Annotated in this window: 15 protein-coding genes; 9 read left to right on the plus strand and 6 right to left on the minus strand. The window is 50.2% G+C overall.

Going from position 1 to position 14,320, the window contains the following annotated elements; translation table 11 throughout:
- Positions 1-39: 39 nt before the first annotated feature.
- Positions 40-2,658 (minus strand): bifunctional aconitate hydratase 2/2-methylisocitrate dehydratase, encoded by a 2,619-nt coding sequence (gene acnB, locus CBR65_RS02260; RefSeq protein ID WP_087465354.1) that lies wholly within the window; start codon positions 2,656-2,658, stop codon positions 40-42.
- A gap of 435 nt (positions 2,659-3,093) precedes the next feature.
- On the opposite strand from acnB, the gene CBR65_RS02265 reads away from it, so the two are divergent.
- The 4 genes from CBR65_RS02265 to CBR65_RS02280 all read left to right on the plus strand — a co-directional run bounded on the left by CBR65_RS02265 (position 3,094) and on the right by CBR65_RS02280 (position 5,756).
- Positions 3,094-4,134 carry an SMP-30/gluconolactonase/LRE family protein gene (locus CBR65_RS02265; RefSeq protein WP_232461322.1) on the plus strand — a complete coding sequence of 347 codons (1,041 nt, stop codon included), beginning with the start codon at positions 3,094-3,096 and terminating at the stop codon, positions 4,132-4,134.
- A 79-nt stretch (positions 4,135-4,213) separates the two neighbouring features.
- Entirely contained in the window at positions 4,214-4,681 is a 468-nt protein-coding gene (locus CBR65_RS02270; protein WP_087465355.1) for a DUF1289 domain-containing protein, read from the plus strand.
- Between the two features lie 55 nt (positions 4,682-4,736).
- Positions 4,737-5,345 (plus strand): tRNA-(ms[2]io[6]A)-hydroxylase, encoded by a 609-nt coding sequence (locus CBR65_RS02275; protein WP_087465356.1) that lies wholly within the window; start codon positions 4,737-4,739, stop codon positions 5,343-5,345.
- 39 nt (positions 5,346-5,384) lie between these two features.
- Complete coding sequence (locus CBR65_RS02280) at positions 5,385-5,756, plus strand: hypothetical protein (RefSeq protein ID WP_087465357.1); 372 nt, start codon at positions 5,385-5,387, stop codon at positions 5,754-5,756.
- A 17-nt stretch (positions 5,757-5,773) separates the two neighbouring features.
- Here the strand turns inward: CBR65_RS02280 and lpxH are convergent, their stop codons facing one another.
- On the minus strand, positions 5,774-6,502 hold the full coding sequence (gene lpxH / locus CBR65_RS02285) for a UDP-2,3-diacylglucosamine diphosphatase (RefSeq protein WP_087465358.1): 729 nt from the start codon (positions 6,500-6,502) through the stop codon (positions 5,774-5,776).
- A gap of 96 nt (positions 6,503-6,598) precedes the next feature.
- Complete coding sequence (locus tag CBR65_RS02290; protein WP_087465359.1) at positions 6,599-7,090, minus strand: peptidylprolyl isomerase; 492 nt, start codon at positions 7,088-7,090, stop codon at positions 6,599-6,601.
- Between the two features lie 104 nt (positions 7,091-7,194).
- Between CBR65_RS02290 and tmk the strand changes: the two genes are divergently transcribed.
- Positions 7,195-7,818, plus strand: coding sequence for a dTMP kinase (gene tmk, locus CBR65_RS02295; protein WP_087465360.1), 624 nt, complete (start codon positions 7,195-7,197; stop codon positions 7,816-7,818).
- A gap of 14 nt (positions 7,819-7,832) precedes the next feature.
- On the opposite strand, the gene CBR65_RS02300 is transcribed toward tmk, so the two are convergent.
- On the minus strand, positions 7,833-8,471 hold the full coding sequence (locus tag CBR65_RS02300; RefSeq protein WP_087465361.1) for a pseudouridine synthase: 639 nt from the start codon (positions 8,469-8,471) through the stop codon (positions 7,833-7,835).
- A 102-nt stretch (positions 8,472-8,573) separates the two neighbouring features.
- Here CBR65_RS02300 and CBR65_RS02305 point away from each other — a divergent pair, with 102 nt between their 5' ends.
- The 4 genes from CBR65_RS02305 (at position 8,574) to CBR65_RS02320 (ending at position 11,536) form a co-directional block, all read left to right on the plus strand.
- The gene (locus tag CBR65_RS02305; protein ID WP_087465362.1) at positions 8,574-9,599 is read left to right on the plus strand and encodes a DNA polymerase III subunit delta'; all 1,026 of its coding nucleotides are present in this window, start codon (positions 8,574-8,576) and stop codon (positions 9,597-9,599) included.
- A gap of 52 nt (positions 9,600-9,651) precedes the next feature.
- Positions 9,652-10,005 (plus strand): PilZ domain-containing protein, encoded by a 354-nt coding sequence (locus CBR65_RS02310; protein ID WP_087465363.1) that lies wholly within the window; start codon positions 9,652-9,654, stop codon positions 10,003-10,005.
- Positions 10,006-10,096: 91 nt separating this feature from the next.
- Positions 10,097-10,888, plus strand: a complete 792-nt coding sequence (locus CBR65_RS02315; protein ID WP_087465364.1) for a TatD family hydrolase — start codon at positions 10,097-10,099, stop codon at positions 10,886-10,888.
- A gap of 18 nt (positions 10,889-10,906) precedes the next feature.
- Positions 10,907-11,536: a dUTP diphosphatase gene (locus CBR65_RS02320; protein WP_087465365.1), complete on the plus strand. Its 630-nt coding sequence runs from the start codon at positions 10,907-10,909 to the stop codon at positions 11,534-11,536.
- Between the two features lie 789 nt (positions 11,537-12,325).
- Here CBR65_RS02320 and CBR65_RS02325 read toward each other — a convergent pair.
- Together CBR65_RS02325 and CBR65_RS02330 are read right to left on the minus strand one after the other, a co-directional pair.
- The gene (locus CBR65_RS02325; RefSeq protein WP_087465366.1) at positions 12,326-13,009 is read right to left on the minus strand and encodes a hypothetical protein; all 684 of its coding nucleotides are present in this window, start codon (positions 13,007-13,009) and stop codon (positions 12,326-12,328) included.
- 133 nt (positions 13,010-13,142) lie between these two features.
- Entirely contained in the window at positions 13,143-14,000 is an 858-nt protein-coding gene (locus CBR65_RS02330; RefSeq protein WP_087465367.1) for an AraC family transcriptional regulator, read from the minus strand.
- Positions 14,001-14,320 lie beyond the last annotated feature (320 nt).

The raw sequence follows: 14,320 nt of genomic DNA on the forward strand, positions 1-14,320 counted from the left end.
CCCGCCGAAGCGGGTTTTTTATTGCGGCAAAACAATCGTTTAAACGGCGACTGTTTGAATTTCCACGGCAGCAATACGCTTGCCTTCATCCGCTGATTTTTGATAGCTCTCAATTTCATTGAAGTTGAGGTAGCGATAAATATCACCAGACATACTGTCGAGTTTTTGCGCGTATTGCATGTACTCGTCGAAGTTAGGCAGCTTGCCCAACACCGCCGCTACCGCCGCCAACTCAGCCGACGCCAGGTAAACATTTGCGCCATTACCGAGACGGTTGGGGAAGTTACGGGTTGAGGTTGATACCACAGTGGAGTTAGGTGCAACGCGCGCCTGGTTACCCATACACAATGAGCAGCCGGGCATTTCGGTACGTGCACCTTTGCGGCCGTAAATGTTGTAGAAGCCTTCTTCCATCAATTGATGCTCGTCCATCTTGGTCGGTGGAGCGATCCACAGACGGGTAGACAATTCATCTTTGGTGGCATCGAGCAATTTGCCGGCGGCGCGGAAGTGGCCGATGTTGGTCATGCACGAGCCGATAAAGACTTCATCAATTTTATCGCCAGCAACTTCGGATAACACTTTCACATCATCCGGGTCATTGGGGCAGGCGAGGATCGGTTCTTTCACGTCAGCCAGGTCGATGTCGATAACCGCTGCATATTCCGCATCGGCATCGGCTTCCATCAGTACCGGATTCGCCAGCCATTCTTCCATCTTGCGTGCGCGACGCTCAAGGGTGCGAACATCGCCGTAACCTTGTTCGATCATCCACCGCAGCATTGTGATGTTGGAATTCAGGTACTCAATGATGGGTTCTTTATCCAGCTTGATGGTACAGCCAGCAGCAGAACGTTCAGCAGATGCATCAGAAATTTCAAACGCCTGTTCGACTTTCAGTTTTGGCAGGCCTTCTACTTCCAGAATGCGGCCAGAGAAGATGTTCTTTTTGCCTTTCTTCTCTACGGTCAGCAAGCCTTGTTTGATGGCGTACAGCGGAATGGCATTAACCAGGTCGCGCAAGGTAATGCCAGGCTGCATCTCGCCTTTGAAGCGTACCAGCACTGACTCCGGCATATCCAACGGCATAACGCCGGTTGCGGCGGCAAAGGCCACCAGGCCAGAACCGGCCGGGAAAGAGATACCGATAGGGAAACGAGTGTGAGAGTCGCCGCCGGTGCCGACCGTATCGGGCAGCAACATGCGATTCAGCCAGCTGTGAATGATGCCATCACCGGGACGGAGGGAGACGCCGCCACGGGTCATAATGAAATCCGGCAGAGTGTGCTGGGTCTCAATGTCCACCGGCTTGGGATAAGCTGCGGTATGACAGAAGGACTGCATGGTCAGGTCGGCGGAGAAGCCGAGGCAGGCCAGGTCTTTCAGTTCATCGCGAGTCATCGGACCGGTTGTGTCCTGGGAGCCCACGGTGGTCATGTAGGGCTCACAATAAGTACCCGGGCGAATACCGGTAGTACCACAAGCTTTGCCCACCATTTTTTGTGCCAGAGAAAAGCCCTTGCCGCTATCGGCCGGTGCCTGGGGCAAACGGAACAAAGTGCTGGCAGGTAATCCGAGAGATGCACGAGCTTTGGTGGTCAAACCACGGCCAATAATCAGCGGGATACGGCCGCCGGCCTGGACTTCGTCCAGCAGTACATCGGATTTCAGGCTGAACTCGGAAATTACAGCACCGGTTTCGATGTTAAAGATCTTGCCTTCATAAGGACGAATTTCAATAGCATCGCCCATGTTCAGGTTGTCTACCGGTGCTTCAAAGACCAATGCACCCGCGTCTTCCATGGTGTTGTAAAAGATCGGCGCAACTTTACTGCCAATACACACACCGCCAGTGCGCTTGTTGGGTACACCGGGAATGTCGTCACCGATAAACCACAGCACAGAGTTGGTGGCAGATTTACGGGAAGAGCCGGTACCGACCACGTCACCCACGAATGCTAATGGATAACCTTTGGTTTTAAGTTGCTCGATTTGTTTGATCGGGCCAATAGTGCCTGGCTCGTCCGGTGTCAGGCCTTCACGGGCCATCTTGAACATGGCCAAGGCGTGCAGTGGGATGTCGGGGCGCGACCAGGCGTCGGGTGCGGGGGAAAGGTCATCGGTATTGGTTTCGCCGGTGACTTTGAACACGGTCAGTTTGATACTTTCCGGTACCTTGTCGCGTTTGGTGAACCATTCGCCATCGGCCCAGGATTGCAATACAGCTTGTGCATTAGCGTTGCCGGCTTTGGCTTTTTCTTCCACATCGTGGAAGGCATCAAACATCAGCAGGGTGTGCTTGAGTTGTTCGGCAGCCAGTGAAGCGAGTTCAGCATCGTCGAGTGCGTTGACCAGGGTTTCAATGTTGTATCCGCCAAGCATCATGCCGAGCAGTTTGATCGCGTGGGGTTTATCAATCAGGGGGGAGCTGGCTTCGCCTTTGACGATGGCGCTCAGGAAAGCGGCTTTAACGTAGGCTGCTTCGTCCACGCCTGGGGGAACGCGATTGGTGATCAGGTCGAGCAGGGTTTGTTCTTCGTTAGCGGGAGGGGTTTTCAGTAATTCCACCAGACCTGCGACTTGTTCGGCATTAAGTGGTTTGGGTGGAACTCCTTCTGCTGCGCGTTCTGCGACATGTTTGCGATAGGCTTCAAGCACGGTTTATATCCTCTGATTTGTGAGATTACTCCTTCGGCAGGATCTCTGCGTCCGGAGACTATCCATGACCTACATGGATGAATCCACAACCCTGGCAGGGGGTGTAAATTGGGCGCAAATTATACATGAACCCCTATAAACTGTTAACCCGAATCCGGAGAAGGGCGGGCGCGTTATACCCGCCGGTAAAATAGGCTGTACTGAGGGATACATGAGTCAGGTGAAATGATCAATTCGTAGACATTGTGGTCTGAAAGCCTGGCTTAGCAGGGATTTTTCCAAGGTAAACCACGTTTTTAATGGGCGGCTGTGCTATGTTGGCTGCCTCATTTTATGCAGCAAAAAATCTCAACACATCTGGAACACGCAATCGTTAGATGTAGGTAAATAAAAGGTCCGCGAATGATCGACGGCAAAAATATGGAGCGCGCTTTAATGAAAAAAATTATTTATCCCGTTATCAGTGCCATAACAATATTGGGTTTGGTCGCTTGCGAAGAGGCAGCAACCCCACAGCAGGAACCCCAGGCAGAGCAAAAAATGGTGGACGCCGCCATCCCCAAACAAGAGGTGCCGGTGGTGCCCCGTTATTCATCGTGGACCTGTCCGGCAAATCCAGGCAAGGCGCCTTCGGGTGATTTGACTGCTACCCGAATAGAGACGGCCAATTCGCGGCGCACTGAACCCGGCCTTTATGAAGGGCCTGTCTGGCTGAACGGTGCTTTGTATTTCTCTGATTTTACCTTTCAGGAAGGATTTCCATCGCGAGTTCAACGTCTTAATGCAGACGGATCGATGGAAACCGCGATTGAGAATAGCGGCACTAACGGTTTAGCACTCGACAGTGAAGGCTTTCTTATCGGTGGTGTTCATGCCGATAAAACCATTTCACGTTTTGATCTGCAATCCGGTGAGCGTGAAAAAATTGTGGGTGAGTATCAGGACAATCCGTTCAATTCGCCCAACGATTTAACCGAGGCGCGCGACGGCACTATTTATTTTACCGATCCGGATTTTCAGCGCAGTGCAGCGCCGGGCGGGCAGGAAAAAACCCAAGTGTTTCGTGTATCTGCGTCCGGCAGTGTGATGGTTGTCGACGATAGCATCAGCAACCCCAATGGAGTTTCCTTGTCGCCAGCACAGGATACGCTCTATGTTGCGGGCGGTGGTGAAAAGGGATTTCTGCGTGCTTATCCTATTGTTGACGGCCAGCCGGGTGAAGGAAAAAATCTGGTTGAGGGTATCCAGGTTCCCGATGGCATGGCCATCGATTGTCTGGGCAATATTTACGTGACGGAGCATACGGCACAGCGCGTTCGTGTATTTACACCAGCGGGTGAGCATCTGGCGACGATTAGTGTCGATGCCAATATTACTAACGCCGCTTTCGGTGGCGCTGCGGGTAAAACCCTGTACTTAACCGGAGCCGGTGCAGTCTGGTCGATTGACCTGGATGTTGCGGGCTTCCCTTATTAATTCTTCTCCTGACAATCAGGAAGCGATGTCCAAGAAGTATATTGCTTCCTGATTCTAACGATTAACGATCCAATTTCTGATGCGCCTTTTTAAACCTGTTAGAACACCTTGTGTAGGCATTTGCTCGACGGGCATTGGTGACAGCGTCTGTCGCGGGTGCAAGCGTTTCGCACATGAGGTGATTGACTGGAATGCCTATAGCCATGAGCAACGGTTGATTATTGCCCAACGCCTTGAATCTTTTTTGGCGCAAGTCGTAGAAAACATTATTGAAGTGGTTGATGCGCCTTTATTGTTGCAGCAAATCAAACACCAACAAATTTTATTTAAGGAAGAGCAGAATCCTTATTGCTGGGTTTTCGATTTGTTGCGTGCTGGGGCGAGCCAGATTAGAGATCTGGAAACCTATGGTTTGCGTTTGCAACCCGCTTGGCGAGATGCATCGCTAAAGGAAGTCCGTGATGCAATCGACCAGGATTTTTACGCACTCTCCTGTGCCTACTATGAACGCTATATAGAACCAGGCCTACCGGCAAAAACCAGGTAGGTCGGATTAGCGAAGCGTAATCCGCCATCAGCTTAAAAAATGTATCAATAAACCCATGAATGCACTAACCCGAATCAATCAATTTTTATTATGTGAAACCCCGGATGCCTGGGTACAAAGCGCACTACAGCATCAAGCACTTTTGTTGCTCGATCACGCTAACTGTGAAAAGAAAGCTGCATCAACGGCCTTAACGCTTATGTACCGCTATGTCGGTGATTTCGAGATGATGCATAAGATGTCGCGCTTGGCCCGTGAAGAGTTGCGCCATTACGAACAAGTGATGGCCATCATGGAAACTCGCGGTATCGCTTATGAACAAATTACGCCGTGTCGTTATGCGTCGGAGTTACGCAAGCCTGTGCGCACTCATGAGCCAGCTCGATTTATCGATACGCTAATCGTGGGCGCCATTATTGAAGCACGCTCTTGCGAGCGCTTTGCTAAGGTTGCACCGCATCTGGACGAAGAACTGCAAAAGTTTTATCTGTCGCTGCTGAAATCAGAGGCGAGGCATTACGAGGATTATCTGCATCTTGCGCGCAAGGCGGCCGGTGGTGAGAGTATTGATGATCGCATTGAGGTTTTTTTGCAGCTGGAAAAAAGCTTGATTGAAAGCCCGGATACCGAATTCCGTTTCCATTCAGGCGTGCTGGCGGCGTAACCAGCGACCAATATCGCTAAACTTAAGGGAGAACAAGTGATGAATCCTGAAAAGATAGAACAACAGGATGTACCCAAAAAATCCAAAATCCGTTCCGGCACCTGGCCGCTGGGTTTAGCCATTATATTGATTGGTGTCGTTTTGTTAGCGCGAAATCTGGGGGTAGATTTTTTCTTCCTGCACCTGGATAACTGGTGGGCGCTGTTTATTCTGGTGGCATCGGTGGGGCCTTTGCAGCAAGCCTTTGTGGCTTATCGGCGCGAAGGTATTGGTGCTTCGATGGCCAACTCCCTGGTATCAGCAGCGTTTATTATTTTCATTGCATTAATTTTTCTGATTGATCTGTCATTTTTTACCTGGTGGCCGGTATTTGTCATCCTTGGTGGTTTATCCATGATGACCAATCGTTGATGCGATTTAAATGTAAATTAAACAGTCATCGGCCAGTGGCGTAACTCAAGTCCACTGGCATCGGCATAGATGCACCATGCGGAATCATGCCAATCGCCGAGCACAATTCTTTCAGCTGCCATACCGTCAATAGTCAATGGATGTCGCGCTGGTCTGTGTGTATGGCCATGAATCAATTGTCGTACACCATGGGCTTGCATGACCCGCACAACTTCTTCTGGCGTAACATCCATAATATCTTCGGCTTTGATACTGTTCATGCTTTTACTCTGGGCACGAATTTGTGCGGCCAACGCACGGCGTGCACCAAGCGGTTGTGAGAGTATTTGTTGTTGCCAGGCGGGAGAGCGAACTTGTTGACGAAATGCAAGGTATTCAGTATCGCGAGTGCACAGCGTATCGCCGTGCATCAGTAAAGTCGGTTGGCCGTATAAATCAATGAGTGTGGGGTCGACAATCAGACTTGCTCCGGCAGCGTTAGCAAAATCATTGCCCAGTAAGAAATCGCGATTGCCGTGCATCAAATAAACGGCGGTGCCTTGATCGGATAATGCACGCAAGTGTTGCGCAACCGCTGCATTTAATGGCGCATCATCGTCATCACCAATCCAGGCATCAAAAAAATCACCCAGAATATAAAGTGCTTCTGTGCCTTGAGCGCGCTCCGCCAAAAATTGATAGAAAGCGTTGGTCGCCGCCGGGCGGGATTCGTGCAGGTGCAGATCAGAAATAAACAGTGTGGTCATCAGGGCGTGTGCAGAGTTGGCTAATTATCGGAAGTATTAAATGCATAACGCAAATAAGACGGTCTTTGAATTCAATATCAAAGACCGTCTTGCAGATTAGGCTACAGTCACTTTTTCTATAATAACAGCCTCTACCGGGACATCCTGGTGATAGCCTTTCGTGCCGGTTTTTACGCCTTTGATTTTGTTCACCACATCCATGCCGTCGGTCACTTTGCCAAATACACAGTAGCCCCAGCCTTGCGCGTTTTTGCTGCTGTGGTTGAGGAAGCTGTTATCTTTAACATTGATGAAAAATTGTGCGGTGGCGCTGTGCGGGTCATTGGTGCGCGCCATAGCCAGGCTGCCTACGACATTTTTTAAACCGTTATCGGCTTCGTTCTCGATAGGCTCACGCGTTTTTTTCTGTTCCATATCTTCGGTCATGCCGCCGCCCTGAACCATGAAACCGTCAATCACGCGATGAAAGATAGTGCCGTTGTAAAAGCCTTCTTCGGCATATTGCTTAAAGTTGGCTGCCGTTTTAGGTGCCTTGTCAAAATCCAGTTCGATTACTATGTCGCCGTGGTTTGTATGCAGGGTAATCATCTTCGTCTCCAGTGAAAGCAAAGGCTAAAAAAGCGGTTATGATACGCGCTCGCCGGGGGTGAAGGAACCCTAAAACGCATTCGCAGATTATCAATGAGACTCCTATGGCATACGGCAAATTTATAACGATTGAAGGCACCGAAGGTGTCGGCAAAAGCACTAACCTGGCTTATGTACATGAGTGGCTGACGAATCGTGGCGTTGACGTTATGGTCACGCGCGAGCCGGGCGGTACGCCGCTGGCGGAGGAAATTCGTGCTTTGCTGTTGGCCAAGCGTGAAGAGCTGGTTGATGAAACCGCTGAGCTCTTATTAGTGTTCGCCGCGCGCGCGCAGCATCTACAGCAGGTTATCAAGCCGGCGCTGGCCCGTGGCGCCTGGGTGTTGTGTGATCGTTTTACCGATGCGACTTATGCCTATCAGGGTGGTGGTCGTGGTTTGGATGTGGCAACTATCGCGCAGTTAGAGCAATTGGTTCAAGGCGATTTGCGACCGGATCTGACGCTGGTGCTGGATATTGATGTGGAATTGGGCTTGCAGCGTGCACGTCAGCGGGCAGAGCTGGATCGTTTTGAGAGTGAGGCTGTTGCCTTTTTTGAGCGGGTGCGGGCAGCTTATCGCGCCTTGGCTGAGGCAGCCCCGGCACGTTATGCGGTGGTTAATGCGGGGCAGCCATTAGTCGCTGTGCAGCAGGATATTGATCGGGTGTTGCAAGCGTTGCTTGGCTAGCCGTTGTTAGCACATCAGAAAGCTGGCGGGCAGTGTATGTTCACCGGTTGATTGGTAATGGGGTGATCAAAGAAAATCTGTTGCGCGTGTAGCAGCAGGCGAGGGGCCTGTTCCTGGATGTCCACCGGCGCGTAGAGCCTGTCGCCCACAATCGGATGCCCCAGTGCCAGCATATGAACGCGCAATTGATGTGTCCTGCCGCTGACCGGTTCCAGTAATACCCGGGTGGTTTGTGTATCCGCATCCCGTTCCATCACGCGATAACGGGTATGTGCCGCTTTGCCTTGCTCAAAACACACTTTTTGCAGCGGGCGATTTGGCCAATCGCAAATCAAGGGCAATGTAACTTCTCCCTCATCCTGCTCCATCAGGCCGGACACCACCGCCACATAACGCTTATGCACGCCGCGCGTCTCAAACTGCTTGGTGAGGGTGCGCAGGGTGATGTAGTTAAGCGGAAACATAACAATGCCAGAGGTGCCCTGGTCCAGCCGATGTACAACCCGGGCATTGGGAAATGGGCCAAGAGCCCGGCGAATCAGGCAATCCTGGTTGTCCGGCCCCTTACCGGGAACGGTGAGCAACCCGGCAGGTTTGTTGAGGATCAGCAGATCGTCGTCGCGGTAAAGAATGTCCAGAGTGTGCTCAGTCATAATCGGCTGGTTCGCTAAAAAGGCGGCGATTATCGCAAATAATTGCTAAGCTTGCGCCCGAATTGATGTTTTTAACTGATTTTTCCAATGAGCTTTTCCGGCATGAGTGACTTCCCCGCATTACCCTATCCCTGGCAACAAGGCGATTGGCAGCAGATTTGCGCTCAACAGGCAGCGAATAAGTTACCCCATGCGCTGATGCTCGCGGGGCCTAAAGGTATCGGTAAGCGCCACCTGGCAGAAGCTCTTGCCCATTTATTGTTGTGTCTTTCGCCTGTTGAGGGCACGCCCTGCGGTAAATGCCGTTCTTGCCAATTAAATCACGCTCAAACCCACCCTGATTTCCTGATGCTTGAGCCGGAAGAGGGCAGCAAGGCTATCAAGGTAGATCAGGTGCGCGGCCTGATCGAATCTCTGGGGAAAACGGCGCAGCAGGGAGGGTACAAGGTTCTCGTGCTGGAGCCGGCGGAGGCCATGAATATCAACTCCGCCAATGCCTTACTCAAGTCTCTGGAGGAGCCGGCGGACAATACATTATTGATTCTGGTCAGCCATACCCCAAGTGCTGTTTTACCCACTATTCGCAGTCGCTGTCAGCTACGATTGCTGGCTATGCCGCGCGAAGAGCAGGTTTTGCATTGGCTTACGCCGTTGATGACCGGCTCAAGTGTTCAACCGAAAGAGGTATTGTTCGTCGCTCGTGGCGCGCCGCTGACCGCGTTGGCGTTGTTGGAAGGCGATGCACTGGAGCGCTACCAGCAATTACAGGATAACCTGGCGCGTTTGACGCTTGGCCAGCTCTCCGCCATTGAGCTTGCGCAGCAGTGGCATGGTGATGATGTAGTGGCGATCATCGAATGGTTTCTGGGTTGGCTGCACGGGTTGGCGCGTTGGCGGGTCGGCATGGATGATCCGCAGATCAAGGCACTGCCACCGGAGTTTCGCGAGCGTCTGACGTATGTAGTGCCGGCACTGCTGCATCGTTATATCGAGAAAATCCTGACCAATAAAAAGCAACTGCTGAGCGGGGCGAACCCCAATAAACAGTTGTTATTAGAGGAATTATTTCTCGATTGGGGTGCTTTGTTGCGCGCCAGCACGAATCGGCCGCTGGCGGCTGGACAGTAGTAGACTAATCTATTAGTGTTCTTTCATTGTTTTCGGTTAAACAGGTAGTCCTATGCAAGCGATTGGCGGCGGTGCCCGCAATGGCATTCTTTCTCTGACCATCAAAGACAAGGCGGTGCTTTACGCCGCGTATATGCCGTTTGTGAAAAACGGTGGCATGTTTATCCCCACCAGCAAAAGCTACAAACTGGGCGATGAAGTCTTTATGTTGCTCAGTCTGATGGACGAGTCGGAGAAAATCCCGGTGGCCGGTAAGGTTGTTTGGGTAACTCCCAAGGGTGCGCAGGGCAACCGTGCGGCGGGTATCGGAGTGCAGTTCAGTGACCAGGACAATACCGCCGTGAACAAGATCGAAACCTATCTGGCTGGTTCGCTCTCTTCCGACCGACCCACCCATACCATGTAAAGATTCGTTACAATCGCACCCGGGAAGCCAGGCCAGTCCTGGCTTTTTTACATCCGTATTAACCCATCCGTATTAACCAAGGTTCAGCATTATGTTAGTCGACTCCCATTGCCACCTTGACCGTATTAACCTGACGCCTTACGACGGGGAACTGACCGGTGCAATCCAGGCCGCGCATGCGCGTGGTATCCAACAAATGCTGTGCATCGGCATTAGCCTGGAAAATATCCAGACCGTTATTGATATTGCGCAGCAGCATCCCGGCGTAGTGGCTTCAGTCGGTGTGCATCCCTGCGATGTAAAAGAAGGTACCGCCAGCGCAGAACAATTGCTGCAGTGGTCGCAACAACCCAAAGTGGTTGCGCTGGGGGAAACCGGCCTGGATTATCATTACGAAACGGAAAGCAAAGCGCTGCAACATGAAAGCTTCGCCCTGCATCTGGAGGTGGGTGGTAAAACCGGATTGCCTGTTGTTGTGCACACACGCGAAGCGCGTGACGATACTATCGATTTAATTAAAGCTCACGGCAGTCTCGAACATGCAGGCGTGCTGCATTGTTTTACCGAAGATTGGGATATGGCCAAACGTGCTCTGGACTTGAATTATTACATTTCCATCTCCGGCATTGTCACCTTCAAAAATGCCGAGCAAATTCGCGATGTCGTGCGCAAGATGCCCATTGACCGTTTGCTGGTTGAAACCGATTCACCTTACCTGGCGCCTGTCCCTTATCGCGGCAAACCGAACGAGCCGCGTTACGTGCGCGAAGTGGCCGAGTTTGTGGCCGAGGTGCGCGGCATGGCGTTTGAAGATCTTGCGCAACAAACCACCGACAATTTTTATCGTTTGTTCACACGCGCAAAACAATATTTGCCCCATTAATCCTGAAGAGAAACATTGATGAACGCACAAGCACAACAGATTCAGATCATGCTCGAATTACAAGACAGCATGAACACCAAAGTCACCGCCAACTGGCGCGAACAGGGATACGAATGGTACCGCGCAATTTGGGTCGAGTGTGCGGAATTGATGGATCATTACGGCTGGAAATGGTGGAAAAAACAAACGCCGGATACTGAGCAAGTCGCGTTGGAATTAATTGATATCTGGCATTTTGGTTTGAGTATTTTATTGCAGTCCGGTGAAACCCAGGACGCCATCATTGCGCGCGTACAGAATAATTTATGCATTGTCACTGAGCAGCCAGACTTCCGCCTTGACCTCGAAGCCTTCGCCGGCGCAACCCTCGCGGATCGTCAATTTCACATTGATTTATTCGGCCGTTTGATGGCGGGTGTGGATATGAGTTTTGATCAACTCTATCGCGGTTACGTTGGCAAGAATGTGCTGAATTTTTTCCGCCAGGATAACGGTTATAAAGACGGCAGTTACCGCAAGCATTGGCACGATGGGCGTGAAGATAACGAGCATCTGGTCGACGTGTTGCAGAGTCTGGATGCGGCGAAGTTGAGTTTTAAGGATGAGTTGTATGAGGCATTAAAAGCGCGGTATGACCATGCACAATAAGAAAATACGTTCATAAAGTGGTTCAATATTGCTCCTCTAATTTTGAATCGGTGTCCTTTTTTCGGTACCTTGAAATGAGCCCATTATCGCAATGCAACAATGGGCTTTTCTACTAATTACAATAAAGACCAAACTCCGGGCTACGGCCTTCATACATATTGGGACATGCACTTGTCCAACCCAATTCTTGATATACCAAAGTACAGCCTGTACCGCATCTCGCCACAATATTAGGTTGTGTCAATAAGGCTGGGGTATAGGAGCTGGCGCAAGCACCATACACGCGTAATCCCGGAGTAGTACATGTAGAAACACTTGATGCTGCACTGGAGCTTTGCGCCGAACTGGATGAGCTTGTCGTTCTGTAGAAACTTGGTGTTGCACAGGCACCGGTATAGCCAATATTGCTTGCTAGAGATAAAGAGCAATTTGACATACTCCCATTAGGAAACCCACGGAAACTCTGGGTGGCAACCAACGTACCGTTAGACTCCTTACACTGACGAACGATATCTCTCCATGAGTTATCCGGTGGACCGTAGGAGCTGACAACAGACCAAGTGCAAGATACCGGCACTTGCTGTGCATTTGCGCTCACGCACATTAAAGCAATGTAGCTCAACAGGGCAGCTCCTAGCATTTTTACTATACTCATAACGTCTCCAAATTTTATTAACTAAACAACTATCCTTTTGCGATCCGCTCGAGCTTTTCTTTGCAAGTTGCTCTTACAGATCACATATGAAATCTGATTTTGCAATCAGATACTTTGAGTTAATTGCAGCAATTCTACTGATTCAACTCAAATCCTTTCTCGTTACTCGATACGTAAAAAATGGTCTCGCCCTGTTTTACCTGGCTATCAATAATAATGTGTGAAAATTTCTCGGCGCTCAGTGCTTCAATAATTGCCATGCTTGTTTCGTTGGCATGGTCGTGATCTATCACGCCGATGGTAATTTGACATTGTGTTGATCTGCATACGGTAGATTTAACTGCTATCCCCGCCAATGCTTGTTCTTGAGTGAAAATTGATCGAAGGTGACCCTCTTCAGTGCTGGCCCAATCATGATCAACTTCTTCAGCATCAAATCGTCCACGCATTGCAATCCCGATATCAAACCAGGGCTTGGTTTCCTGATTTTTGATAAACCAATTCGTAAAGGATTCTGAGCGCTGTTTGAGTTCGTATTCAGTCTTGATTGCATCAATTTGACGCCGTGTTGACTGCTCTACAACAGTAGACTTTTGAGGGGTAGACGAAAGCTCTGTTTCATTAGCTAGAGCTATGCTCTGTTGAAAATCCCTTTCAATATTAGTCTGTGAAAGGTTTACAACGGTAGGGTGCACGATATTTTCTGGTTCGATAAATACCGCAGAGGAAACAGTATTATCCGGGATGTTATTTTTCCCCAGCCAATAACCACCGCCAGCGGCGATAACGACTGAAAAAAGAAATATCGCTTTATTCATATCAAAGACTCCCTCTTATATGGCAGGGAGAGCATATCATTATGAAAATAAATATCAACAATTTGTTTTGTTGGTGATAGTTTGTATCATTGGGGGTGTTGCTGCCCCAGAGTTGGGGCTTAATGACGCTAGGTTAACCCTGATGATAATTCCGCTTAAACTCCCTCGGCGTAAACCGCTTTAATTGCAAAAACCGTCGATTGAAATTGGAAATATTATTAAACCCGCAACGATAGCTCACCGTTGAAATCGGCAAGTCTGTTGTCAGCAACAGGGAGCAGGCTTTGCCGATCCGCAATTGATTTACATATTCCGTAAACGTCTGTTCTGTACGTTGTTTGAAAAAACGATGGAAGTGGTTGGTGCTCATATGTGCGAGGCTGGCCATTTGTTCGGCGCAGAGGTCGCTGGTGTAGTGCTTGTGAATGTAGGCGATGACCTTGTCGATTTTTTCTGTGGCGGAGTCGGGAAAACTGGCGGGGGCATAGCCGTCGCTGGAGATGGGGCGTGATGTACTGTCATCGACCATAAGTTGCAGTATTTCGAGTAACCAGATCAGGCGTTGCATGGGCGAGGCGTCGGCCATGGCCATGAAGCGCTCGCGCGATGCATGGGCCGTCTCCCGGCTGAATTCTACTCCTCGCTTGCTTTTTGTCAGCAGATCACCCAGAGATTGCAGTTCCGGCATCTGCGCCACCGCTTCTATCCATTGCGTTGGCAACTGCGCTACATAGGTGAGGTGTTGGCCGGGTTCGATCAGAGTTTTGGAGCACCAGGTGTGAGGCAGTTTGGGGCCGAGCAGGACCAGGTCCAGGTCATCGTAGTTGGCAATGTTGTCGCCAATGTAACGTTGTCCACGGCTGTTGAGCGTCAGGCAGATTTCATATTCAGGGTGGTAGTGCCAGTTAAAAGGGATTTCATCGAGCGCGTATAACCAGTAGCGCCAGGAGGAATTTTCTGTGGGTAGCACCTTCTCGTACATGGGTTTCATGGAGAGCCTCGGCGACGCGCGCGGGATTTATTAGCGTTTTAGAACCACCTTTTTATACCTGAATACAACGATGTCATCTTATCCCAGCTACTTTTCCTGGCCTCTGGCTCCGCTCACAAAATGCATAGAAAGTATTATTGTTTGCGTGAAAAGTATATTTTTAGCTATTCAGTGGTGTCTGAATTTTGAACAGTTTTGGTGGTAAATCGGCGCTGGTGACCAGCAGATGAAATTTATTCCCAAATAGCTATATAATGCCCGCCCGTCAAACGGCACAAAATGCCGGCCTTCTGTTTAGTCAACCGATTTTACCCACAAAA

This window comes from Cellvibrio sp. PSBB006 (genome assembly GCF_002162135.1).
Lineage (GTDB): Bacteria > Pseudomonadota > Gammaproteobacteria > Pseudomonadales > Cellvibrionaceae > Cellvibrio.

Coding starts and splice junctions, on each gene's coding strand:
- CBR65_RS02290 (WP_087465359.1), bottom strand. CDS start 7,090: ATGATTACCCTGCATACAAACCACGGCGACATAGTAATCGAACTGGAT.
- CBR65_RS02325 (WP_087465366.1), bottom strand. CDS start 13,009: ATGAATAAAGCGATATTTCTTTTTTCAGTCGTTATCGCCGCTGGCGGT.
- CBR65_RS02305 (WP_087465362.1), top strand. CDS start 8,574: ATGAGTGACTTCCCCGCATTACCCTATCCCTGGCAACAAGGCGATTGG.
- CBR65_RS02330 (WP_087465367.1), bottom strand. CDS start 14,000: ATGAAACCCATGTACGAGAAGGTGCTACCCACAGAAAATTCCTCCTGG.
- CBR65_RS02315 (WP_087465364.1), top strand. CDS start 10,097: ATGTTAGTCGACTCCCATTGCCACCTTGACCGTATTAACCTGACGCCT.
- CBR65_RS02310 (WP_087465363.1), top strand. CDS start 9,652: ATGCAAGCGATTGGCGGCGGTGCCCGCAATGGCATTCTTTCTCTGACC.
- CBR65_RS02270 (WP_087465355.1), top strand. CDS start 4,214: ATGCGCCTTTTTAAACCTGTTAGAACACCTTGTGTAGGCATTTGCTCG.
- CBR65_RS02280 (WP_087465357.1), top strand. CDS start 5,385: ATGAATCCTGAAAAGATAGAACAACAGGATGTACCCAAAAAATCCAAA.
- CBR65_RS02265 (WP_232461322.1), top strand. CDS start 3,094: ATGAAAAAAATTATTTATCCCGTTATCAGTGCCATAACAATATTGGGT.
- CBR65_RS02300 (WP_087465361.1), bottom strand. CDS start 8,471: ATGACTGAGCACACTCTGGACATTCTTTACCGCGACGACGATCTGCTG.
- tmk (WP_087465360.1), top strand. CDS start 7,195: ATGGCATACGGCAAATTTATAACGATTGAAGGCACCGAAGGTGTCGGC.
- CBR65_RS02320 (WP_087465365.1), top strand. CDS start 10,907: ATGAACGCACAAGCACAACAGATTCAGATCATGCTCGAATTACAAGAC.
- CBR65_RS02275 (WP_087465356.1), top strand. CDS start 4,737: ATGAATGCACTAACCCGAATCAATCAATTTTTATTATGTGAAACCCCG.
- lpxH (WP_087465358.1), bottom strand. CDS start 6,502: ATGACCACACTGTTTATTTCTGATCTGCACCTGCACGAATCCCGCCCG.